This is a genomic window from Rhodococcus sp. ZPP (assembly GCF_017656075.1).
GTDB classification, from domain to species: Bacteria; Actinomycetota; Actinomycetes; order Mycobacteriales; family Mycobacteriaceae; genus Rhodococcus_F; species Rhodococcus_F oxybenzonivorans.
This window is the reverse complement of sequence record NZ_CP058638.1, coordinates 2,205,335-2,226,913: the sequence shown is the minus strand read 5'-3', so window position 1 is coordinate 2,226,913 and position 21,579 is coordinate 2,205,335. Positions and strand designations below refer to the sequence as shown.

Genomic DNA, 21,579 nt, shown 5'->3' with positions numbered 1-21,579 from the left:
TAGTAAGAGAGCGACCATCGTGGGGTGTCCCCGTCGGAAAGCGGAGACGCCCGGTGATGCTTCCGCTTCACATCTGCGGTCCCCATGTCCTCGACCTGCCCGCTGACCGCTTCGTCGAAAGGGAGATTCATCGTGACCACATCAGCACCGCTGCGTCCCGGTGAGCAGCTCGCCAGTGCCGTCTGCTCCACTCGAGTGATCGTCGTGCGCGCCCCGGCCGAGGGTGCACCGCTCATCGCCTGCGGTGGCACACCGATGGTCCCCGCTACCGGCGGTCGGCCTTCCACAGCCGGAATGACCGATCCCCGCACACTCCTCGGCAAACGCTATGTCAATGCGAGCGAAACCCTCGAGGTGCTCTGCACGTCCCCCGGCGTGGGAGAGCTGAGCTGTGACGGCGTCCCCATGATCATCAAGGCCGCAAAAGCCCTTCCCGCCTCCGACTGAGCGGAAACGGTCAGGGCACGCAGAGACGTGTCCGACGGTCCCGTCGGCGGCCGGCTGAAATGAGAGAGAGCAGAGTGATGGCTGTGCCCGGTGGCATGAGTTTCGAGCTGACCGAGGATCAGGAACTGATCCGGAAATCGGTCGGCGAGTTGGTGAAACGGTTCGACGACCAGTACTGGATGGAAAAGGACCGCGCACACGAATTCCCCACGGAGTTCTACGACGCCATCGCGGACGGTGGATGGCTGGGAATGACGATGCCGCAGGAGTACGGCGGGCACGGGCTCGGCATCACCGAGGCAACCTTGCTGCTCGAGGAAGTCGCCCGATCAGGCGGTGGTATGAACGCCGCGAGCTCCATTCATCTGTCGATCTTCGGAATGCACCCAGTTGTGGTGCACGGATCCGAAGAACTCAAGCAGCGGACGTTACCGCGCATCGCTTCCGGCGACCTCCACGTCTGTTTCGGGGTTACCGAGCCGGGCGCGGGGCTGGATACCTCGCGCATCTCGACCTTCGCGCGGCGGCAAGGCGACCACTACGTCGTCAACGGCCGCAAGGTGTGGATCTCGAAGGCGATGGAGTCGGAGAAAATTCTCCTGCTGACCCGCACCCAACGCTACGACGACGTATCCAAGAAGACCGATGGCATGACGCTGTTTCTCACCGATCTCGATCGCAGCCGGGTGGACATCCGTCCGATCGCAAAAATGGGGCGAAATGCGGTCACCTCCAACGAGTTGTTCATCGACGATCTCCGTATTCCCGTCGAGGACCGCGTCGGTGAGGAAGGCATGGGCTTCAAGTATCTGCTCGACGGGCTGAACCCTGAGCGGATGCTCATCGCCTCCGAAGCGCTGGGGATCGGCCGGGTAGCGCTCGAGAAGGCAGTGAAGTACGGCAAGGAACGCGAAGTGTTCGGCAGGCCGATCGGAATGAACCAGGGCATCCAGTTTCCACTCGCCGATGCTTTGGCGCATCTGGATGCGGCCGAACTGGTTCTTCGAAAGGCCACCTGGCTCTACGACAACGGTCAGCCGTGCGGGCGTGAGGCGAACACCGCCAAGTATCTCTGCGCGGAGGCCGGGTTCGCGGCTGCGGACCGAGCGCTGCAAACCCATGGGGGAATGGGGTATTCGGAGGAATATCATGTCGCCCGCTATTTCCGCGAGGCCCGGCTGATGCGAATTGCACCGATCAGTCAGGAAATGATTTTGAACTATCTAGGATCACACACTTTGGGATTGCCGAGGAGCTACTGATGGCCGACAATATTGGGTTGTTCGATCTGACCGGACGGTCTGCGCTGGTAACCGGTGCCGCCGGGGGTATCGGTTCGGCAGTTGCGCAGGCACTCGCTGCCGCGGGCGCTGCCGTGCTCGTCACGGATGTCGATGCCACCGCCGCCGCGGCTGTGGCCGAGAAGATTTCGGCGCGCGGGGGTAAGGCCGACAGCATCGCCTTGGACGTTCGCGACAAGGACTCCGCCGACGCAGCGGTGGCCAGGGCGGCCGGTTTCACCGAGGGCGTTCTCCACGTACTCGTGAACAACGCAGGAGTGACTGCACCGGCCATGTTCGCCGATCTGCAGGAGGAGTCCTTCCAGCGGATGCTCGACATCCATCTGCTCGGAGCCTTCCACTGCGCCCAGGCAGCACTGCCGTTCCTTGCCACCGATGGGACCGGACGGATCATCAACGTGACCTCTTCGGCCGGCATCACCGGCACGCTCGGTCAGGTGAACTACTCCGCCGCCAAAGCCGGCATCATCGGCATGACAAAGTCGCTGGCGCGTGAACTGGCCCGCAAGAACATCCTCGTCAACGCGCTGGCACCACTTGCTGCCACCCCGATGACGGAAACCATACGTACGGACGAGAAGTTCGCCGCCCAGATGCTGAACCGCATCCCACTGCGACGCTGGGCTGAACCCGAAGAGATCGCCGGTGCCTTCGTCTTCCTCGCCTCCGATGCCGCCTCCTTCGTCACCGGGCAGGTGCTGCCGGTGGACGGCGGCATGGTGATGTGATGGCCGAACCTGCGGCGCGGGGTGGCCCACTCGAAGGCATCACGGTCGTCACGATCGAGCAGGCCGTATCCGCCCCGATGTGCACCAAGACGCTCGCGGACTTCGGTGCCCGCGTGATCAAGGTGGAGAATCCGCGAGGTGGTGACTTCGCCCGCCACTACGACGACGTCGTCGGCGGTCTTGCGGCCCATTTCGTCTGGGCCAATCGCGGTAAGGAATCCGTGACACTCGACCTGAAAACCGATGACGGGATCGAGATGCTGCACCGGTTACTCGGAAATGCCGACGTACTGGTGTCCAACCTCGCGCCGGGGGCCACTTCCCGCCTCGGTATCGCGCCCGCAGATCTGGCAACGCGTTACCCGGAACTCGTCGCGGTCGAGATCGACGGCTATGGGTCGGGCGGGCCGCTGTCGCACAAGCGGGCGTACGACCTTCTCGTGCAGGCGGAGTCGGGCGCATGTGCGGTAACCGGATTTCCGGGTGAGCCGGCCAAACCGGGCCCCCCGGTAGCCGATGTCAGTTCTGGACTGTATGCCGCGTTGTCGATCCTCGCTCTGCTGTGCGCGAAGGGGCGTCGTCCTGAACTGGGTGCTCGCTTCGGCGCGGTCACGGTCAGCATGTTCGACACCATGACGGAACTGATGGGCTACCCCCTCACCTACACACGGCACTCCGGGGTAGATCAGCAGCCGCTCGGAATGTCGTCGCCTGCGGTCGCGCCGTACGGCGCCTACCGGACCGCCGATGAACAAACCGTGGTACTCGGCACCACGAACGACGGGGAATGGCAGCGGTTGGCGCGGGACATACTGCAGCGCAGCGACCTTGCCGACGACGACCGATTCGGGACGAACTCCGGCCGGGTCACGCACCGTGCCGAGCTCGACGAGGCCATCGGTGCATGGTGTGCGCTCCACGACCTCGCCCACGTGCAGAAGACTGCCGACGCCGCGGGTATCGGCAACTCTCGGTACAACCTCCCGAGTGAGGTTCTGGGGCATCCGCAGCTCACTACGCGCGACCGTTGGCGGCAGATCGAGACACCCGCAGGTCCGATCCCGTCACTGCTGCCGCCGCCCATCATCGCCGGTTACGACCCTCCGATGGCGGCGGTGCCGGGTCTCGGGGAGCACACCGACTCCGTACTGACCGAGTTCGGGATCGCTGAAGCCGACCTCGCCCGGCTGCGGGAGCAGGGCGCCGTGGGGCCGGTCTACCGCTGATGTGCCTGTGAAGGGGAAACACTGTGACTGACAGTTCCATACTGTTGTGCCGGGACCGCGACGGCGTGCGAACTCTGACGCTCAACCGGCCGCAACGCAAGAACGCCATCAACGCGGAATTGTGGGCCGTATTGCGGGATGCGCTCGTCGCAGCCGGAACCGATCGTGCGGTACGTGCGGTGGTTGTCACCGGGGCCGGTGGGGCATTCAGCTCGGGCGCTGACATCTCTTCCCCGAGCGACGACCACCCGGCAGACAAGATGCGGCGCCTGACCGACGTAGCGTTGCTGTTGCACGAGCTGCCGAAACCGACGATTGCCAAGGTGACCGGCGTGGCTGTCGGCGCGGGGTGGAACCTCGCACTGGGATGCGATTTCGTGGTTGCCACGCCGGAATCGAGGTTTTCCCAAATCTTTACGCGGCGCGGCCTGTCGTTGGATCTGGGCGGCTCCTGGTTACTGCCGAAACTGGTGGGATTACAGCAGGCGAAGCGACTTGCCCTGCTGGCCGAGATGATCGACGCAGCAGAAGCCTACGCCCTGGATCTCGTGACCTGGGTCGTGCCGGCCGAGGACATCGATGGTTTCGTCGCCGACCTCGCCGAGCGACTGGTGGCAGGCCCGCCGGTTGCGCTCGCGCAGAGCAAGGCGCTGCTCAACGAGGGAGCCGACCGAACGATGCGCGATGCGCTGGCGAACGAGGCCCGCGCGCAGATGGTCAATTTCGCCACCGCCGACGCTCCGGAGGCATACGCCGCTTTCGCAGAGAAACGCGAACCACATTTCACGGGTCGCTGGGCGGTCGACCGTGCGCGCGACGCCGTCGACCTTCGAACCATGGACAGACCGACAGTAGGAGAAGTCAATGCGTGAGGTAGTAATCGTCGAGGCGGTCCGTACCCCGGTGGGGAAGCGGAACGGCGGACTGTCCGGCGTGCACCCGGCAGACCTGTCGGCAATGGTTCTCACAGCGCTCGCCGAACGCACCCGGCTCGATCCGGGCATCGTCGACGATGTGATTTGGGGGTGCGTCTCCCAGGTCGGAGATCAGTCGAGCAACATCGGCCGCTACGCCGTACTCGCCGCGGGGTGGCCCGAGACCGTTCCCGGAACGACGATCAACCGAGCGTGCGGGTCGAGCCAGCAGGCGCTCGATTTCGCGGTGCACGCGGTGATGTCGGGGCAGCAGGACGTCGTCGTAGCAGGCGGTGTCGAGGTCATGAGCAGGGTGCCGCTCGGAGCGGCGAAAGCTTCCGGCGCGCCATACGGGCCCAAAGCGCTTGCCCGGTACGACAATTTCCAGTTCAACCAGGGTGTCGGCGCGGAAATGATCGCCCAGAAGTGGGGTCTGTCCCGGAGCCGGCTCGACGAGTTCGCCAGTCTTTCACACGACCGCGCGGCAACCGCTCTGGACAACGGAGCCTTCGACAACCAGATCGTTCCCGTATCCACTGAGTCGGGCGTGATCGCCGTCGATGAGTGTGTGCGACGGGGAACCGACGTCGACAAGCTCGCTGCACTGAAGCCGGTGTTCCAGGACGACGGTGTGATCCACGCAGGCAACTCCTCGCAGATCGCCGACGGGGCAGCCGCTCTGCTCGTCACGACACCGGACAGGGCGCGCGAACTGGGGTTGACGCCGATCGTGCGGTACTGCGCCGGTGCCGTCACAGGGGCAGATCCGGTCCTCATGCTGACCGGACCGATTCCGGCGACCGAGAAGGTGCTGAACAAGGCAGGCATCGACCTCCCGGAGGTCGGCGTTTTCGAGGTGAACGAAGCCTTCGCCTCGGTGCCGCTGGCCTGGCTCGCGGAGACCGGTGCCGATCCCGCTCTGGTCAACCCGTTGGGCGGCGCGATCGCGCTGGGTCACCCGCTCGGCGGATCGGGCACCATTCTGATGACCCGCATGATTCATCACATGCGCTACAACGGAATCCGCTACGGCCTCCAGACGATGTGTGAGGGCGGCGGCACCGCCAATGCCACCCTGGTCGAGCTGTCGGCGTAAGGGAAGGAATCGACATGCGCAGAGACGTTTTCACCGCAGACCACGAAGCTTTCCGAAAACTGGCCCGCGACTTCATCGAGAAGCGAGTGGTCCCCGACTATCCGATCTGGGAGAAGGCAGGGCGGATGCCACGTGCGGTCTTCGAGCAGCTCGGATCCCTGGGATTGCTGGGTACCGCCATCCCCGAGGAGTTCGGGGGAGCGGGGCTGCCCGACTACCGCTACAACGTCATCCTGCAGGAGGAGGCGGCCCGCGCTCTGGTCACGTTGAGCACGGTCCGTACCCAACTCGACGTCATCCTTCCGTACTTTCTCGCCTATGCCGACGACGCGCAGAAGAGCCGCTGGTTTCCCGGTCTGGCGGCAGGCACGTTGCTGACGGCTATCGCGATGACCGAACCGGGTACGGGCTCCGACCTCGCGGGAGTTCGCACCACCGCAGTGCGGGACGGCGACGAGTATGTCGTCAACGGTGCCAAGACGTTCATCACGGGGGGATTGCTCGCAGACCTCGTGATCGTCGTCGCTCGGACGTCGACCGATCCGGACAATCGGCGCGCTGGATTGACCCTGCTGGTCGTGGAGGACGGCATGCCCGGGTTCACGCGCGGTCGAATTCTGGACAAGATGGGCTGCAAGGTGCAGGACACCGTCGAGCTGTCGTTCGATGACGTCCGCGTTCCGGTGGCCAACCGGCTGGGCGAGGAGGGTGCCGCCTTCGGTTACCTCGGCCGAAATCTGCCGCAGGAGCGAATGACAGTGGCGGTCGGTTCGGTCGCCCAGGCGCGGGCGGCAGTGATGACGACGATCGAGTACGTCAAGGAACGTAAGGCGTTCGGCACGCCCGTCGCTTCGTTCCAGAACACCAAGTTCGAGCTGGCGGCCATGTCCGCCGAGGTCGAGGCAGCACAGTCGATGATCGACCGGGCGGTGCTCGATCTCGTGGACGGCGAGTTGTCCGGTGCCGACGCAGCGAGGGTCAAGTTGTTCTGCACCGAGATGCAAGCGCGTGTCGTCGATCGGTGCCTGCAACTGTTCGGCGGCTACGGCTTCATGACCGAATACCCGATAGCCCGCCTCTACACGGATGCGCGCGTCGCCCGAATCTACGCGGGGACGAGCGAGGTGATGAAGGTAATCATCGCCAAGTCTCTAGGACTGTGACGACCGCATGTGACTGTAGCCACGCGTAACAACAAAAGAGATCCTTGTCACATCGGATGAACTGACCTACTGTGTGTTCAGTAGGTTGGTCCAACGAAGGAGTCCGGTGTCGGAACCACGGCCGTATGACACGCTTCTGGCGAAGGGTGAGGATCGACGGCAATTGATCATCACCGCCGCTCAGCGGCTGTTGGCGCGGAACGGCTGGCGCAACACGACGTTGGCTCAGATCGCGAAGGCGGTCGGGGTCAGCCCTGCTGGACTGCTGCATCACTTCGAGTCGAAGGAGCAGCTGTTGCACGCGGTGCTCGACGCCCGCGATGCCGACGACGACGCTCACGCAGACCGCTCGGGTGATCTCATCGAGCAGATCGAGCGGGTCGCTGAGCGATTTCAGCGCTCACCGGAGCTGCTCGGCATGTTCGCCGCCCTCCAGATCGAAAACCTCGATTCCAACGCGCCGCTGCACGACCGCCTACTCGGCAGAGCCAGGGCCTCTGTCGAGGCCGTGGCAGAGGGCATCCAGCGTGGTCAACGCGCCGGCCGATACCGAACAGATGTAGACCCGGCACTCAAGGCCGTAGAGATTGTTGCGTTTCTCAGAGGAATGGAGACCTCATGGCTACTCGACCCTTCGATCCCCGTAACCGACGTATTCAGGGAGTATGCACGATCGCTGACTCGACAGCTCGCGCCCGACAGCGAAGCCTGAGGTATCGGGTTGCCGTCGTCGCACCGAACGTGGTCGACGTGGTGCGGCTCGCTGGAGGCTGGCTGTTCGACCAGACGATGGCGGGGTGGGACGTTTCGGTCATCGTCGCGGACCACCTTGATGCACGGCCACTCCAGATTCTCGGAGCGATCACACTCGATCTGGAATCCGCGCTCGCATCCCCTCACGGTCCCTGTCCGCAGGTGATCGCAGTGTCGGCGGATCTGTACCAAACCGACTCCCGCGTGCGGCGGGGTGTGCTCGCAAACCTGGACAAGGGCGAGACCGAGGTCATGCTGCTCGGGGATACGTTCCCGGATGACCTCGACGAGAGATTCGGTGCCGGCAGCCACCGGTTGAGTATGGCCGCCAGAGCTTTCAAGGCTCATGCCCTCGCGGCGGCTGCCGTTTCGGTCGATTCGATCGGGGCCACGGAGACCTTCCGCCACAACGAGCTGCTCAACTGGCCGTCGTTGTCGATATCCGACATAGCTTGACCGGCTGGGTTTTTGGTCATCGGTGTGACTCCTCCGACTGAGTCGGAGGAGTCACACCGCACTACGACTCGCAATCGATGAGTACCTTGCCGATGGCCTTGCCGTCGGCGACGAGCCGGAGAGCGTCGGCTGTGCCCTCGAGCGGATACGACGCGCCGATGTGGGGGACTGCACGATCCGCGAGGAGCAGGTCGGTCAATTCCTGTTCGTTGCGATGGAATTCGTCGGCTGGAATGTCCTTGAACTGGAATCCGGAGATGTGAATGCCTTTGACCAGTACCAGATTGAGAGGGATGGACGGGATGACGCCGGAGGCGTAGCCGACCGTAACGAAGCGGCCGCCCGGGCGTAGCGCGCGGAGGGCAGGCTCGGAGAGGTCGCCTCCCACCGGGTCCACCACGACGTCTGCGCCCTGGGGAAGGGCTTCTTTCAGCCGGGTGCGCAGATCCCCGGATCGGTGATCGATGAGGTGGCCGGCTCCATATGACGCAGCGACGACGAGCTTGTCGGTGCTCGATGCGACCGCGGTGACGGACGCACCGAGTGCGATACCGAGTTGAACAGCGGCGATGCCGACTCCGCCGCCCGCCCCGAGGACGATCAGCTCGTCCCCAGGCCGCAGGCGGGCCACCGAGCGAAGTGTGTGGTAGGCCGTGCGATATGCGACGCCGAAGGCAGCGGCGACGCGTGCATCGATGCCGTCCGGGATCCGCTTGAGGGTGAGTTTGTCGGAGGCCACGACTATCTCCTCGGCGAAGGCACCGACAAACCCGGTTCCGGTGACCCGGTCGCCCACGGAGACTGCGCTGACTCCTTCGGCCACTTCCTCGACGACGCCCGCGAACTCACTTCCTGGTGTGAACGGTGGTGGGACACTGACTTGGTACTTGTCGGCAATCAGCAGCACATCTGAGAAGTTGACGGCTGCGGCTCCGATCTTGATCCGCACCTGACCCGCTTCCAAGAGAGGTGAGGGAAGCGTTTCGACTGTGACAGCTTCAGGGGGCCCGTACGAGGAACAGACTGCGGCACGCACTCTCAGATCACCGGCCCTGCCAGATCGGTGCGCGCTTCTCGATGAACGCCGCGGCGCCCTCTTTGGCGTCTGCACTGGTGAATACGATGGACTGCCAGTCGGTGAGTCGTTCCGCGGCCCGGGCAGCATCGGAGACCGAGAGACGGACGAGTTCCTTGCAGGCAGCAAGTCCGAGGGGTGCATTGGCGGCGATTCGCTCGGCGAATCCCAGGGCAGTGTCCAACACAGCATCAGCTTCGACCACAGCATTGATCAAACCGAGCTGGTAGCCACGGTCTGCGGTGATGAAGTCGCCCGTGAGCGTCATTTCCAGCGCGGCGTGCAACGGGAGTCTCGTGCCTATGGTCGTTCCGCCGCCACCGGGGAACAAACCCCGCTTCACCTCGGGGAAGCCGAATTTGGCGGTCGACGAAGCGACGATGACATCGGCCCCGAGCAGCAGCTCGAGTCCGCCGCCGATGGCCGTGCCGTTTGCCGCACCGATAACCGGGAGGGTCAGTTGTCCCGAAGCCAGTCGCGCGTAACCCTCGGAGTTGAAACCACCCTCGCCTTCTTCCGCGAAGGAGCGCAGATCCATCCCTGAACAGAATGCGCGGTCGCCCGCGCCGGTGAGGACGATGGCGCGAACGTCCGGATCAGCTTCGGCCTCCACGACGACGGTGCCGAGGTCACGCATCAGCGTGCCGGTGAGTGCGTTCCGTGCCTCCGGTCGGTTCAGGCGAAGGACCAGAATGGCGCCGTGGCGTTCCTGTACGAGTTCTGCGGTGTCGGTCATGACTTGTACTCCGTCGTTTCGGCGAGCTCGGCGGCCGCGATCATGGACTGGACGACGATGGGCCCGAAGGCGAGGAGCTTTTCGTTGCCGCCTGCACGCTGGTATCCCTGTTCGAGAATGATCGCCAACTTCCATTTGGCGAGGATCCGGTAGTAGTCGAGATCGTCGACCTGGCGTCCCGAGACGTCGGAATAGTGTCCTGCCAGCTGATCCATCGACGGCATCCCCTGCAGATTGACGTAGCTGCAGGTGGCAGCTTCCGGGGTGCTGGTGTCCGCAGGCCAGCCCTCGAGCATCCAAGCCAGGTCGAGCTTGGGGTCTCCGACCGTGCCCATTTCCCAGTCGACGATCGCGGCCAGTTTCGCCGGTGCACCGTCCTGGAACATGACGTTCGCGAACTGATAGTCGCCGTGCATGATGCCGGGGACGAAATCGAGCGGCTTGTGGTTGCGCAGCCAGTCGGTAGCTACATCGAAACCGTCGAGTTCGCGGCCCTTGATCTTCGCGAAAAGGCCGGTCCAGCGGTCGACCTGGCGTTCGTGGAAGCCCTCGGGGCGGCCCAGGTCTTGGAGACCCCTGGACTTCCAATCGACCGCGGACAGGAGGGCGATGCCTTCGGCCAATTGGTAGCCGAGTCCGGCGCGGGCCACGAGGTCGGTGTCGAAGGGGGTGGTCCAGTTCCTGTTCTCCATCGGTGACCAACCGTCGACGAATCCCATCAGGTAGAACGGCCGGCCGAGGACCGATGCGTCTTCGCACACGGCGATGGCCTCGGTGTGTGGCACGTCGGTGCCCTCGAGTGCCTGGATGATCTGCCACTCCCGCAGAATTCCCTTGTCGCGATTCGCCGGAGCTTCGGGCGGTGGTATTCGGATCACGCAGCGGAGGTCTTCGCGGGTCAGTTCGTAGATGTCGTTCTGTGTTCCGCCGGAAAGGTATCGGTGTTCGAGCGGGGCCCCCTTGCCGAGCCCCTGACCGTCCATCCAGTCCGACAGGCGTTGAAAGTCGATCACAAATTTCCTACTTCCAGTTCGAGGTACTCGGCGAACTTCGCCTTGGCGGCTTCTTGCTTCTTCGGGATCCATTCCGAGGGCCAGAGGTCGTCGTTGGGCTTGTAATCGCGAAGTACCTGCTTGGCGACTGTGGTCTTGTGCACCTCGGTGGGGCCGTCCGCGAGGCCCATGACGGCGGCGCCGTGAATCATCTGGAACAGCGGCAGCTCGTTGGTCACGCCCAGTGCTCCGTGCACTTGCATTGCGCGCCAGGCAATGTCGTGTAGAACTGTCGGCATGATGACCTTGGCGGTGGCGATGTCTTTTCGAACCTTCTTGTAGTCGTTGTACTTGTCGATTTTCCAGGCCGTGTGCAGCACGAAGAGCCGGAACTGGGCCAACTGGGCGTAGGAGTCGGCGATATAGCCCTGGACGAATTGCTTGTCCGCGAGGCGGCTACCTGAGGTTTCGCGGCTGAGGGCGCGCTCGCACATCATGTCGAGGGCCTTCTGCGCGAGACCGATCGTCCGCATGGCGTGGTGGATCCTGCCGCCGCCGAGGCGGGTCTGAGCGACGGCGAAAGCCTGACCTTCTCCACCGAGCATTGCCTCTTCGGGAACCCGGACACCGTCGTAGTGAATGAGGGCGTGGGTACCGTCGTTCATGGCTTCCCCATACAGGCCGACGTTGCGAACGATGTCGATTCCGGGCGTATCCGCCGGGACCAGAAACATCGACATGCCTTTGTAGACGCTGACGTCGGGGTTCGTGACGGCCATGACGATCAGGAAGGATGCGGTTCTGGCGTTGGAGGAGAAGTACTTCCAGCCGTCGATGATCCAGTGGTCCCCATCTTTGACCGCTCGCGTGGTGAACTGGGCTGGGTCGGCGCCTGCCTGGGGCTCGGTCATCGAATAGGTGGAGAACAACTCGCCGTTGAGCAGCGGCTGCAGATAGCGCTCCTTTTGTGCTTCGGTGCCGTAATGGGCGATGATCTCGGCGTTGCCGGTGTCCGGCGCTTGGCACCCGAACACGATCGGTGCCCACGAAGATCGGCCGAGTATCTCGTTCAGGAGCGCCAACTCGAGCGCTCCGTATCCCTGGCCGCCGAGTTCGGGTCCGAGGTGGGTGGCCCAGAGGCCTTGTTTCCGAACCTGGTCTTTCAATGGGTCGATAGCCTTGCGTCGCGCCCCGTCGAGGGGAACGAACTGTTGGTGCTCCCAGATGTGATCGAGTGGCTCGACCTCGTCGCGTACGAACGTATCCGCCCAGTCCAGTTTCGCTTGGTACTCAGCGTCCGTCTCGAAATCCCATGCCATTGCGCCTCCTTCGTCTACATGAGAATATCGTTCTCGTGAACATAAATGCAATTCTTATTTTTCGGAGTTCGCTTCTTGAAGCCGCGGAGAGTTGGGCGAGGCCGGCCGATGAAGGCTGAGGATCTCTTTCATCTCGGCATCGTCACCGACAAACCGGAAGCGACCCGGATGGAGCTCCGCGCCCTGTTCGGGTACGAGTGGGGCGACGAAATAGGTGGTCCGATCGCGGTGACTGTGCCGGTCGTGACCGAGGCGACCCGGGTGGGTTCCGACGGGCAACCGTTCTTCACTTTCCATCGCAGCGCGACGACGGGCCTTCGGATCGAATTGGTGAGTCGTGTGGCGCAGCCAGGGCTTCAGCGGTGCTGGGCCCGCCCCGAGCGGCTTTCGCGCGGTCCAGCCGAAGCGAACTGACGCGATGGAGGATCTTGCGAACCGTATTGCTCAGCGCGCGTTGGCCAAACGCGGCGCGATATATGCCATGGAAATCCGTGGGTTGCTCGACGCCGCGCTCGAGGTGATGCGGGCGTGCGGAACGACCTCCCGCCCGCGGGTCGCGGACATTGTCGCTGCGGCCGGCCTGTCGAACGAGGCGTTCTATCGTCATTTTCGGTCGAAGGATGCGCTGGTGGCAGCGCTGTTCGAGGACGGAACGGAGCGGTTGCGGAATTACGTTGCGCACCAGATGGGCAAGGAGTCCACGCCTGAGGTAAAGGTTCGCCGCTGGGTCGAGGGTGTGATCTCCCAGGCCGCCGGTGAGGTCGCGGAAACCACGCGCGCCGTCCTGTGGAACGCCGGCAGTCTCGGCGAGGACGCGGCGTCGGGCCTGCGGTCGGCCAGTGATCCGCTGGCCGGTTTGCTGCACGAACCGTTCAGGCAGTTGGGAAGCGAGGCGCCCGAATTCGATGCCTCCCTTGCAGCGCACGCGATGATCGGCACGTTGTCGGACTACCTCTGGCGGCGGGTTCAGCCGACCGCGACCGACATCGATCGCATCACCGTGTTCTGCCTGAGAGCCGGAGCAGCCGGGCGGTAATGCGCCGACCGGCCGTGGCTTTCCGGTTCACGTCCGTTCGTCGTCGACGCGCCGCAGGCTGCGAAGAAAGAGCTGCACCGCCGAACGGGTGTGGCGTGCCCGGTCCTCGGGGTCGTGCACGATGCCGAAGGACGCGAGGCGCGCCGGCGCGACCGAGGCCATCCCGAGGAAGTGTTCCGCGAGCAGGTCGGGGTCTTCGGCCACGATCGAGCCGTCTGCCGCGTGCCGGTTGAGTAGGTCGACCACGAGCTGCTTGCGCGGCCAGAATCCGGTACCGAAAGTCCGGCGGGCGAGCTCCGGGTAATGCGAAGCATGGGCAATAGCGATCTGTTCGAGCCTGATCATCGCGGGTTCGAGCGCCCGACTCAGCGCGGCGGACGCGATCGCGGTCAAGGCCTCCTCCAAGTCGTCGAGGCTCGGCGCGGGTGGTTCGGGAACCGGCCAGTCGGTGCGTTGGATCGCCCATTCGAGTACCGAGCGGAAGACTGCCTCCTTGGTGGGGAAGCGAGCGTATAGGGACGGTTTGGTGGTGCCGGCCGCCTCGGCGATCGCATTCATCGACGTGCCCTCGTAGCCGTACTGGAGGAAGAGCTCGAGCGCGCTTTCGCGGACGCTTCGATCGATCCGCGTGGCTTGCTCCCGGGTGGGACGGCCGCCGCGGTGAGGCGTGGAGTCGTCTGTACGAGAGCGGGACTTCGGCGACGTCATGCCGGTAAGTCTGCCAGCCGAGTCCGGGACTGCTGTGGACAAAATAACTTTACCGTGGGTAAAGTTAACGCAACTTGACCGAGGGTAAAGTTATTTGCGCTCACGACGCCGGAGGCACCATGTCAGGAACGACGAAACAGCGGAATGTCATCGAGACACTGGATGCGCTTTTTCAGGAGCGGCGCCGGCAGGTGCCCTTTCTCGCGCAGCGGGCCGATGCGGAGGGAATCGAGAGAATCGCGTCCCGCGAGGACATGATTCCCCTGCTCTTCCCGCATACCGCCTACAAGAGCTACCCCGAATCGCTGATCGCGAAGGGCAATTGGAGGCAGCTCACTCGCTGGCTCGATTCCCTCTCGACCCACCGGGTCACCGACGTCGACCTGTCCGGCGTCGCGGACGTCGACGGCCTGATCGACAGGTTGGAAGCTGCTGGACATCTGGTGTCGAGTTCGAGCGGCACCAGCGGGAAAAGTTCCTTTTTGAACAAGTCTCCGCGTGACCGGGAAGTGTCGCTGCAGAACATGCTCGACGGCCTGACCGATCTCGGTCTGCCGCCGGAACGCACGTGGCATTTCATTCCTGTCGGTCCGGAGACCGGGCTCAGCGGACACAATGCCATGCGCGACCTGCTCCTCGGCTCCTACGGCCGACCGGACGGCATCCCACTCTTTCCGGCCGCGCCCCCCGCCGCCGGGCACCACGCCTACATGGCGCGCCTGTCCGCGGTGCGCAAGGCGATGGCCGACGGGACCGCCACACCGGACGAGCTCGCGGCGCACGAGGCAGAGGCCGCGAAGCGGCAGGCGGAGAACGAGCGGCGCCTGCACTACTGGGCAGAGCAGATACTCGAACATCGTTCGGAGCGAATCTTCTTCAGCTCCCAGTTCGCAAGCCTGTTTCGGCTCACGGAGATACTGCGCGAGCTCGGAGCGAAAGACGGAGACATCACCGGCGAGAATGCGCTGACGGTGGGCGGCGGATTGAAGGGCCACTCCTTGCCTGCCGACTATCAAGCGCAGATCTACCGGATGCTGAATATCTCACCGAGCAGGTTCTTCCACTACTACTCCATGCAGGAGCTCAATCTGCGTCTTCCCCGATGTTCCGCCGAGCGCTACCACGTGCCGTCCGGACTCGTACTCTTCGTACTCGACAAGAACGGCGAGGCGCCGGCACCGGAATCGGACGGACAGGTCGAGGGTCGTGCCGCATTCTTCGACACGACCGTCGACGGGCGCTGGGGCGGGACGATCACCGGCGACAAGATCAGCGTCGACCTCGACGCGTGCGCCTGCGGCCGATCGGGGCCCTCGATCGCCCCCGACATCACTCGGTACTCGGATCTGGTCGACGACGACAAGATCACCTGTGCCGGCACCACGGATGCTTACGTCCGTGGATTCATCGAGGACTGAGGACGAAACCATGACGACGACAACCACTCTCACCCCGAGTACGTCCAAGATCCGTGTACCCCATTTCGTGCGCGGCAAGCTGATCTGGGGTCACGACACCGAATATCTCTCCCGCGACTTCGGCGTGCCCTTTGCCACGCCGCGCCTGAAGCTCGACGAACTGTTCGTTCCGCGCACCCAGCAGGGCCCGGCATTCGAGGTTCCACTCTCGGAGATCATCGATTTTCTCGTCGAGACCGCCAAACATCTCACGCTCGAAACGAACGAATATCTGCAGGAGTCGCTAGAGATGACCCTGCAGGTCAGCGCGCTGCCGCGGCGAATCATCGAGAATACGTTCGCCAGGCCCGGGCAGTTCCTGACCAGGGAGGCGCTCGAGTACCGGCTCGACCGCACGTTCGGTGACCGGAATCTACTCGACGGATGGGTCGAGCGCACCGATCCGAACGGAAGGGTGAGTCGGATTCGGGCCTTCCCACCCCGGCTCGTCCACATGCTCGCAGGAAACTCACCGAGCGCAGCCATGACCTCGATCGCCGACGCAGCACTTGTCAAGGCGGTGAACGTCTTCAAGATGCCTTCTGCTGATCCCTTCACCACGGTTGCCGTACTTCGAACCATGTCGGACATCGAGCCCGATCATCCGATTCTCCGGTCGATGTCGGCTGTCTACTGGCGCGGGGGCGACGCGCAGGTCGAGAACGTGCTGTACCGCTCCCAGTACTTCGACAAGCTGGTGGCCTGGGGTGGCGGCTCCGCGATCGCGAACGCCGCGAAGTACGCCGGGCCGGGGTTCCAGTTGATCTCGTTCGACCCCAAGGTGTCGATGTCCATCGTCGGCAGGGAGGCGTTCGCATCGGAGGAGACCCTGCAGCAGGTGGCCGAACTCGCCGCGGCCGACGCCACGATCTTCAACCAGGACGCGTGCGTCGCCGCTCGGCACATCGCGGTCGAGGGTGACATCGGGCAGGTCGACCGGTTCTGTGCCGCGCTCACCGCACGACTCGGTGTCGACCGGGACTTCGCGGAGGCAACCGGGCCGAAGACTCCCAGCGACATTCGTGAGGAGGTGGAGGGAATGCGCTTCCTCGAACCCGACTATCGGGTCTGGGGAGGTTACGACGGTAGCGGCCTGGTTGTGCGCTCGCCCGAGCCGGTCGACTTCCACCCGACGAACAAGACTGTCAACGTCGTGCCGGTCGCGTCGATGGGCGACGCCGCCGCCTTCGCGACGGTGGCGACGCAGACGGTAGGCATCTACCCGACACACCGGAAGGCCGAGGTTCGCGATCATCTCGCTACGGCGGGCGTGCAGCGTGTCGTGAAACTGGGCAGCGCACTCACCGGCAGCATGGGCAGCCCTCACGACGGTATGTATCCCCTCCATCGATTCGTCAACTGGGTGGTGGATGACGATGCCTGACTCGGATCGCAGGAGGGGAATGGGGATGCGTGTGCTGGGCTCGTCCGGCCTGCGTGTCAGCGAGCTCTGCCTGGGTGCAATGACATTCGGGACGGAGTGGGGGTTCGGCGCGGATGAGGAGACGTCGCGGGAAATCTACCGTGCCTTCCGCGACGCGGGCGGCAACGTGGTCGACACGGCCAACAACTACACCGAAGGCGCGAGCGAATCGATTGTCGGGCGACTGGTAGCGGGCGAGCGCGATTCTGTCGTCCTGAGTACCAAATTCACACTGCCGACCCACAAGGACGATCCGAACTCGGGCGGCAGTCACCGCAAGAGCCTGCGTCGCAGCGTCGAGACGAGCCTGCGACGGCTGGGCACCGACTATGTGGACTTGTTGTGGGTACATGCGTGGGACCAGTGCACTCCTGTCGAAGAGACATTGCGTGCACTCGACGACCTGGTGCGATCCGGCAAAGTCCTCGCGATCGGCGTGACAAACACGCCCGCCTGGGTCGTCTCCCGATCGGCCGCCATTGCCGAGTTGAGGGGCTGGTCCGCGTTTTGCGGCATGCAGGTCGAATACTCTCTCGTCGCACGTACTCCGGACCGAGAGCTCCTGCCCATGGCGCGGGCACTCGGCCTGGCTGTCTACGCGTGGAGTCCGCTCGCACGCGGGATACTGGCCGGGAAGCTTCCCGGTGGTATCGAGCGACTGTCCCCGTCTCACCAACGGGGTGTGAACGCTGCCGTCGAAATCGCGGAAGAACTCGGAACCACGTCCGCGCGCGTAGCGCTGGCCTGGGTGCTGCGCCAGGGGCTGATCCCGTCGATCGGCGCACGTACCGTGACCCAGATCCACGACAATCTCGGCGCACTGAGTGTCCATCTGGACGACTCACATATGGAGCGGCTCGACGCGGCCACACGTGTGCGGCTCGGCTATCCGCACGACTTCCTGCACGAGCGTCGGGCGATGTTCTCGTCGGATGCCGACACTGCAACCTGATTCGGAAGGAACCACGATCATGGCGACTACACGGTCGTTCATCAATGGAGAATCTGTCGATTCCCCCGAGTGGTACGAGAACATCGACCCGTCCACGGGCCGTTCCCTGGGCACCGTCGCACGTGCCACGGCGCAGCAGGTCGATTCCGCGGTGTCCGCGGCCCGTGCGGCGAACAGGTCGTGGCGGCGCACCAAGCCCGAGGATCGTGCACACATCCTCACCCGTATCGCGAACCTGATCCTGCGCGACAAGGAACACCTTGCACGGATGGAGAGCGAGGATTCGGGCAAACCTCTCAGCCAGGCGCGCAACGACGTCGACGTGTCGGCACGCTACTTCAGCTTCTATGGGCACGCGATCGACACCTACTACGGTCAGTCGATTCCGCTCTCAGCCGACCTGCACGTGTACACCCGGCGTGAGCCGTTCGGGGTCACCGCCCACATCGTGGCCTGGAACTACCCGATGCAGCTCCTCGCGCGCGCGGTGGCACCCGCCATTGCGACCGGCAACTGCTCGGTGGCCAAACCGGCGGACGAAACACCCCGCACCGCGGTGGCGTTCGCGCAGCTGGCTATCGAGGCAGGCTTACCGCCCGGTGTGTTCAACGTCGTCACCGGGATCGGCGCCGAAACCGGTGCGGCACTGTCCGCGCATACCGGGGTCGACCACATCGGGTTCGTCGGGTCGACCCGGATCGGCGCGGTGATCGCGCGTGCGGCCGCCGACCGTGTCGTTCCCGTGGTACTCGAGCTCGGGGGTAAGTCCGCGCAGATCGTCTTCCCGGACGCTGATCTGGACGCAGCATCCACGGCGGTGGCGAAGGCAATCTTGCAGAACGCGGGGCAAACCTGCTCCGCAGGTTCGCGTCTGCTCGTTCACGAGTCCGTCCATGCCGAAATGGTCGATCGGGTCGCCGAACACTTCTCCCGCGTGACCATCGGAGCCGGTGTCGACGACAAAGAACTCGGTCCGCTGGTGTCGGCCAAGCAGCAGGGCCGGGTCAAATCCATGGTCGACGATCTCACCAAGGGTGAAATAGTGTGCGGGGGCATCGTCCCTGAGGACGAATCGCTCGCCGGCGGCGCCTACTTCGCGCCGACCCTCATCGACAACGTGGATCCGGTCTCACCGATCGCTCAGGAGGAAATCTTCGGGCCCGTTCTCGTGGTCAACTCTTTCGCCGGAGAAGAGGAGGCGGTCGCACTGGCGAACGGCACCGAGTATGCGCTGCTCGGCTCGGTGTGGACCGCCGACCTTTCTCGGGCGCACCGGATGGCCGCGGACATCGAGGCAGGTCAGGTGTACGTCAACACCTACGGCGCCGGTGGTGGTGTGGAACTTCCCTTCGGCGGCTTCAAGAAGTCCGGATACGGGCGTGAGAAAGGGTGCGAGGCCCTCGATGCCTTTACCGCCACCAAGACGGTTGTTGTCAAACTCTGACGTGAAGCGGATCGACCCTCTACGCATGATGCCCGCCGACTCCGGTCGGCGGGCATCATGCGTGTAAAAGTTTCCTGACCTACGAGTTCGCGAGTTCGTAGCGTCGGCGGTACTCCTCCTTGGACGTCTCACTCACGTCGACGTCGGTGGCGCGGGCACGCAGGGCTCCCACGGTGGCCTGCTCGCGAGGAGTGTGCTCGAACGGATCCCAATCGAAGAACCTGGCAACATTCTTCCAGGTGATTTTATCGATCTCCTCGTCGGTGCAGCGGGAGGCGGCGAGCTCCTCCATCAGCATCTCCGGCGAATTCGGCCAGGTGGAATCGGAGTGCGGGAAGTCGCACTCCCACGCGATGGTGTCGATGCCCAGCCGCTCACGGTTGTTCAGACCGCTCGGCTCGGTGATGTAGCACGCCAGAAAGTTCTTTCGCCACACGTCCGTAGGGCCCATTCCCTTGGGGAGGAAGCTCATGCCCGTCCACGACTGGTTCTCGATATGCCGCTCCAGCCGGTCGAGCCACGGCGCCACCCAGCCCACACCGCCCTCGCTCATGGCGACCTTGAGGTCGGGGAACTTCTGGAAAGCCCCGCTGAGCATCATGTCGTTCGCCGCGATCGTCGAGATGAGCGGCGTCAAGACCATCATGTCGTCGATGTTGAAACCCTCGGGCCGCTTGACGAGGCCGAAGCCGCCGCCGATGTGCAGGCTGAGGACAATGTTGTGCTCCACGCACGCTTTGAAAACCGGGTCCCAGTGACCTGATTTGAAGTCGGGAAACCCGACACCGTAGGGGGTTTCGGGAATGCTGATGGATCGGCAGCCCATCGCCGCGAGCCGGTGGATCTCCTTGACCGACGCGTCCATGTCGAAGAACGGGATGATGCCGAGCGGGATGAAGCGGCCCGGGTAGGTGCTGGGGACCTCGCCGACGACCCAGTCGTTGAACGCCTGGCAGGCAGCGAGAGATAGCTTCTTGTCCGGCAGGCTGGCCAGATGGGTGCCGGCGAATCCCGGGAAGGTGGCGAAAAGTGTTGCGGCCAGGGTGCCGTTGGCATCCATGTCCCGCACCCGCATGCCCATGTCGTAGACACCGGGGCGCATCTCGGCGTAGCCCGTCGGATCCAATCCCCACTCGCTCTTGGGCCAGGAGACCACGGCGTTCAGCCCCGAGCTGCCGACCACGACGTCCTGGAACATCCAGGCCTGCACGTTGGGGTTGCGCGGGTGGGCTGTCAGCTTGGGAGCCTGGTCCATGAGACTCTTCGGGAAGTGCTTTTCGAAGATGTCGGCTGGTTCGACCACGTGGTCGTCGATGCTGACCATCACCATGTCGTCAATGTTCATTGGAAATCCTCTCCTGCACTGCGCAGAAATATCCGGCAGTGGCGCCAGTCACTAATGAGAATAGTACTTTCATTTGTGAGAATCTAGATCCCGCGTTCGAATCGGCCGTTTTTGCGGTCGATGGGCCGGTCGTGCGTGGGAACCGAGCGACACCGTTCAGCGCAGGACAGTGCCGCCATCGACGTTGACGACCTGGCCGTTGATCCACGCCCCGTCGTCGGACATCAGATAGGCGACCATTCCCGAGATGTCGCTCGGCCTGCCCGCGCGCGGGCTGCGGGATCGGGCGATCAAAGATTGCAGCAACTCCGGAGAGGCACCCTGCTCGATCTCAGGAGTGAGGATCAATCCGGGAGTAATGGCATTGGCGCGGATGCCCTCCCGGCCCCAGCGAGAGGCAACGTGCCGCGCCAGGGCATTGATACCCGCCTTGGTCGCGGAGTAGGCCGGGCGTTCGGGATCACCCGTGAAGGACGCAATGGACGAGGTGTACACGATGGTCCCACCACCTCGGGCGAGAAGCTCCGGAATGCTGTGGCGGGTGACGAGCATGTGGCCGCGGAGATTGACGGCGATGGTGCGGTCCCATATCTCGAGGTCGATATCGACGATATTCGTGTCCTTGGACACCGCCGCCATGTCCCCGGCGTTGATGTGGACTGCGTCCAGGTGTCCGTAGGTCCGCACGGAGAACACGACCAGTTCCTTGACGGACTCGTCGTCGGAGATGTCGAACTGTGCGGCGACCGCCTGACCACCGGCCTCGCTGATGGCTGCAGCGGTCTTCTCGGCTCCGGGAAAGTTCAGGTCGCCGACCACAACCCGTGCTCCGTACTGTGCCAACCGGTGCGCAGAGGCGGCGCCCAGGCCGGTGGCCGCACCGGCGACGAGGACTACCTTATTTGTCAGACCCTCCACGAGGACCTCCTTGGTGACGTCATTCCGCGGTCCGTGGGGGAGATCCGCGGCAATCGGATATGCGAAATGGGGGGGTCGGCGTCGTTCATC

At 64.0% G+C, this 21,579-nt stretch carries 22 protein-coding genes; 15 read left to right on the top strand and 7 right to left on the bottom strand.

The genetic code is table 11. The features are described 5' to 3' along the window. Positions 1–132 precede the first annotated feature (132 nt). The 9 genes from HYG77_RS10605 (at position 133) to HYG77_RS10565 (ending at position 8,084) form a co-directional block, all read left to right on the top strand. The gene (locus HYG77_RS10605; RefSeq protein WP_208962627.1) at positions 133–447 is read left to right on the top strand and encodes a hypothetical protein; all 315 of its coding nucleotides are present in this window, start codon (positions 133–135) and stop codon (positions 445–447) included. A gap of 95 nt (positions 448–542) precedes the next feature. Continuing rightward, positions 543–1,709 (top strand): acyl-CoA dehydrogenase family protein, encoded by a 1,167-nt coding sequence (locus HYG77_RS10600; protein ID WP_109334870.1) that lies wholly within the window; start codon positions 543–545, stop codon positions 1,707–1,709. After that, positions 1,709–2,476, top strand: a complete 768-nt coding sequence (locus tag HYG77_RS10595) for an SDR family NAD(P)-dependent oxidoreductase (RefSeq protein WP_204164876.1) — start codon at positions 1,709–1,711, stop codon at positions 2,474–2,476. The genes HYG77_RS10600 and HYG77_RS10595 overlap by 1 nt, the downstream gene beginning before the upstream one ends. Beyond that, entirely contained in the window at positions 2,476–3,702 is a 1,227-nt protein-coding gene (locus tag HYG77_RS10590) for a CaiB/BaiF CoA-transferase family protein (RefSeq protein ID WP_208962626.1), read from the top strand. The genes HYG77_RS10595 and HYG77_RS10590 overlap by 1 nt, the downstream gene beginning before the upstream one ends. Positions 3,703–3,725: 23 nt before the next feature. Next, positions 3,726–4,574, top strand: coding sequence for an enoyl-CoA hydratase-related protein (locus HYG77_RS10585; protein ID WP_208962625.1), 849 nt, complete (start codon positions 3,726–3,728; stop codon positions 4,572–4,574). Next, a complete protein-coding gene (locus HYG77_RS10580) occupies positions 4,567–5,712 on the top strand; it encodes an acetyl-CoA C-acyltransferase (protein WP_208962624.1) in 1,146 nt (381 codons plus the stop codon). The genes HYG77_RS10585 and HYG77_RS10580 overlap by 8 nt, the downstream gene beginning before the upstream one ends. Positions 5,713–5,726: 14 nt before the next feature. Next, on the top strand, positions 5,727–6,875 hold the full coding sequence (locus tag HYG77_RS10575; protein WP_208962623.1) for an acyl-CoA dehydrogenase family protein: 1,149 nt from the start codon (positions 5,727–5,729) through the stop codon (positions 6,873–6,875). Positions 6,876–6,981: 106 nt separating this feature from the next. Continuing rightward, positions 6,982–7,587 carry a TetR/AcrR family transcriptional regulator gene (locus tag HYG77_RS10570; RefSeq protein WP_208962622.1) on the top strand — a complete coding sequence of 202 codons (606 nt, stop codon included), beginning with the start codon at positions 6,982–6,984 and terminating at the stop codon, positions 7,585–7,587. Then, the gene (locus HYG77_RS10565; protein ID WP_208963348.1) at positions 7,584–8,084 is read left to right on the top strand and encodes a hypothetical protein; all 501 of its coding nucleotides are present in this window, start codon (positions 7,584–7,586) and stop codon (positions 8,082–8,084) included. Before HYG77_RS10570 ends, HYG77_RS10565 begins: the two co-directional genes overlap by 4 nt. Before the next feature lie 61 nt (positions 8,085–8,145). Here the strand turns inward: HYG77_RS10565 and HYG77_RS10560 are convergent, their stop codons facing one another. Genes HYG77_RS10560 through HYG77_RS10545 form a run of 4 tightly spaced genes read right to left on the bottom strand, consistent with a single transcriptional unit; the run spans position 8,146 to position 12,206 of the window. Beyond that, positions 8,146–9,120 (bottom strand): NADPH:quinone oxidoreductase family protein, encoded by a 975-nt coding sequence (locus tag HYG77_RS10560; RefSeq protein ID WP_208962621.1) that lies wholly within the window; start codon positions 9,118–9,120, stop codon positions 8,146–8,148. Between the two features lie 7 nt (positions 9,121–9,127). Next, positions 9,128–9,895, bottom strand: a complete 768-nt coding sequence (locus HYG77_RS10555) for an enoyl-CoA hydratase-related protein (protein WP_208962620.1) — start codon at positions 9,893–9,895, stop codon at positions 9,128–9,130. Then, positions 9,892–10,908, bottom strand: a complete 1,017-nt coding sequence (locus tag HYG77_RS10550) for a phosphotransferase family protein (RefSeq protein WP_244461283.1) — start codon at positions 10,906–10,908, stop codon at positions 9,892–9,894. The genes HYG77_RS10555 and HYG77_RS10550 overlap by 4 nt, the downstream gene beginning before the upstream one ends. Continuing rightward, positions 10,905–12,206, bottom strand: a complete 1,302-nt coding sequence (locus HYG77_RS10545; RefSeq protein WP_109327024.1) for an acyl-CoA dehydrogenase family protein — start codon at positions 12,204–12,206, stop codon at positions 10,905–10,907. Before HYG77_RS10545 ends, HYG77_RS10550 begins: the two co-directional genes overlap by 4 nt. A gap of 108 nt (positions 12,207–12,314) precedes the next feature. Here HYG77_RS10545 and HYG77_RS10540 point away from each other — a divergent pair, with 108 nt between their 5' ends. Next, positions 12,315–12,620: a hypothetical protein gene (locus tag HYG77_RS10540; protein ID WP_208962618.1), complete on the top strand. Its 306-nt coding sequence runs from the start codon at positions 12,315–12,317 to the stop codon at positions 12,618–12,620. Positions 12,621–12,624: 4 nt separating this feature from the next. After that, complete coding sequence (locus tag HYG77_RS10535; protein ID WP_208962617.1) at positions 12,625–13,242, top strand: TetR/AcrR family transcriptional regulator; 618 nt, start codon at positions 12,625–12,627, stop codon at positions 13,240–13,242. A 27-nt stretch (positions 13,243–13,269) separates the two neighbouring features. Here the strand turns inward: HYG77_RS10535 and HYG77_RS10530 are convergent, their stop codons facing one another. Then, entirely contained in the window at positions 13,270–13,950 is a 681-nt protein-coding gene (locus HYG77_RS10530; RefSeq protein WP_208962616.1) for a TetR/AcrR family transcriptional regulator, read from the bottom strand. A 119-nt stretch (positions 13,951–14,069) separates the two neighbouring features. On the opposite strand from HYG77_RS10530, the gene HYG77_RS10525 reads away from it, so the two are divergent. Genes HYG77_RS10525 through HYG77_RS10510 form a run of 4 tightly spaced genes read left to right on the top strand, consistent with a single transcriptional unit; the run spans position 14,070 to position 19,226 of the window. Continuing rightward, positions 14,070–15,368, top strand: coding sequence for a hypothetical protein (locus tag HYG77_RS10525; protein ID WP_208962615.1), 1,299 nt, complete (start codon positions 14,070–14,072; stop codon positions 15,366–15,368). 10 nt (positions 15,369–15,378) lie between these two features. Continuing rightward, positions 15,379–16,791, top strand: a complete 1,413-nt coding sequence (locus HYG77_RS10520) for an acyl-CoA reductase (protein ID WP_208962614.1) — start codon at positions 15,379–15,381, stop codon at positions 16,789–16,791. Further along, positions 16,784–17,782 (top strand): aldo/keto reductase, encoded by a 999-nt coding sequence (locus tag HYG77_RS10515; protein WP_244461282.1) that lies wholly within the window; start codon positions 16,784–16,786, stop codon positions 17,780–17,782. The genes HYG77_RS10520 and HYG77_RS10515 overlap by 8 nt, the downstream gene beginning before the upstream one ends. A gap of 19 nt (positions 17,783–17,801) precedes the next feature. Next, positions 17,802–19,226, top strand: a complete 1,425-nt coding sequence (locus tag HYG77_RS10510) for an aldehyde dehydrogenase family protein (protein WP_208962613.1) — start codon at positions 17,802–17,804, stop codon at positions 19,224–19,226. A gap of 79 nt (positions 19,227–19,305) precedes the next feature. Here the strand turns inward: HYG77_RS10510 and HYG77_RS10505 are convergent, their stop codons facing one another. Continuing rightward, positions 19,306–20,571 (bottom strand): amidohydrolase family protein, encoded by a 1,266-nt coding sequence (locus tag HYG77_RS10505; RefSeq protein ID WP_109327033.1) that lies wholly within the window; start codon positions 20,569–20,571, stop codon positions 19,306–19,308. 156 nt (positions 20,572–20,727) lie between these two features. Next, positions 20,728–21,489 carry an SDR family oxidoreductase gene (locus tag HYG77_RS10500; protein ID WP_109334873.1) on the bottom strand — a complete coding sequence of 254 codons (762 nt, stop codon included), beginning with the start codon at positions 21,487–21,489 and terminating at the stop codon, positions 20,728–20,730. Positions 21,490–21,579: the final 90 nt, after the last annotated feature.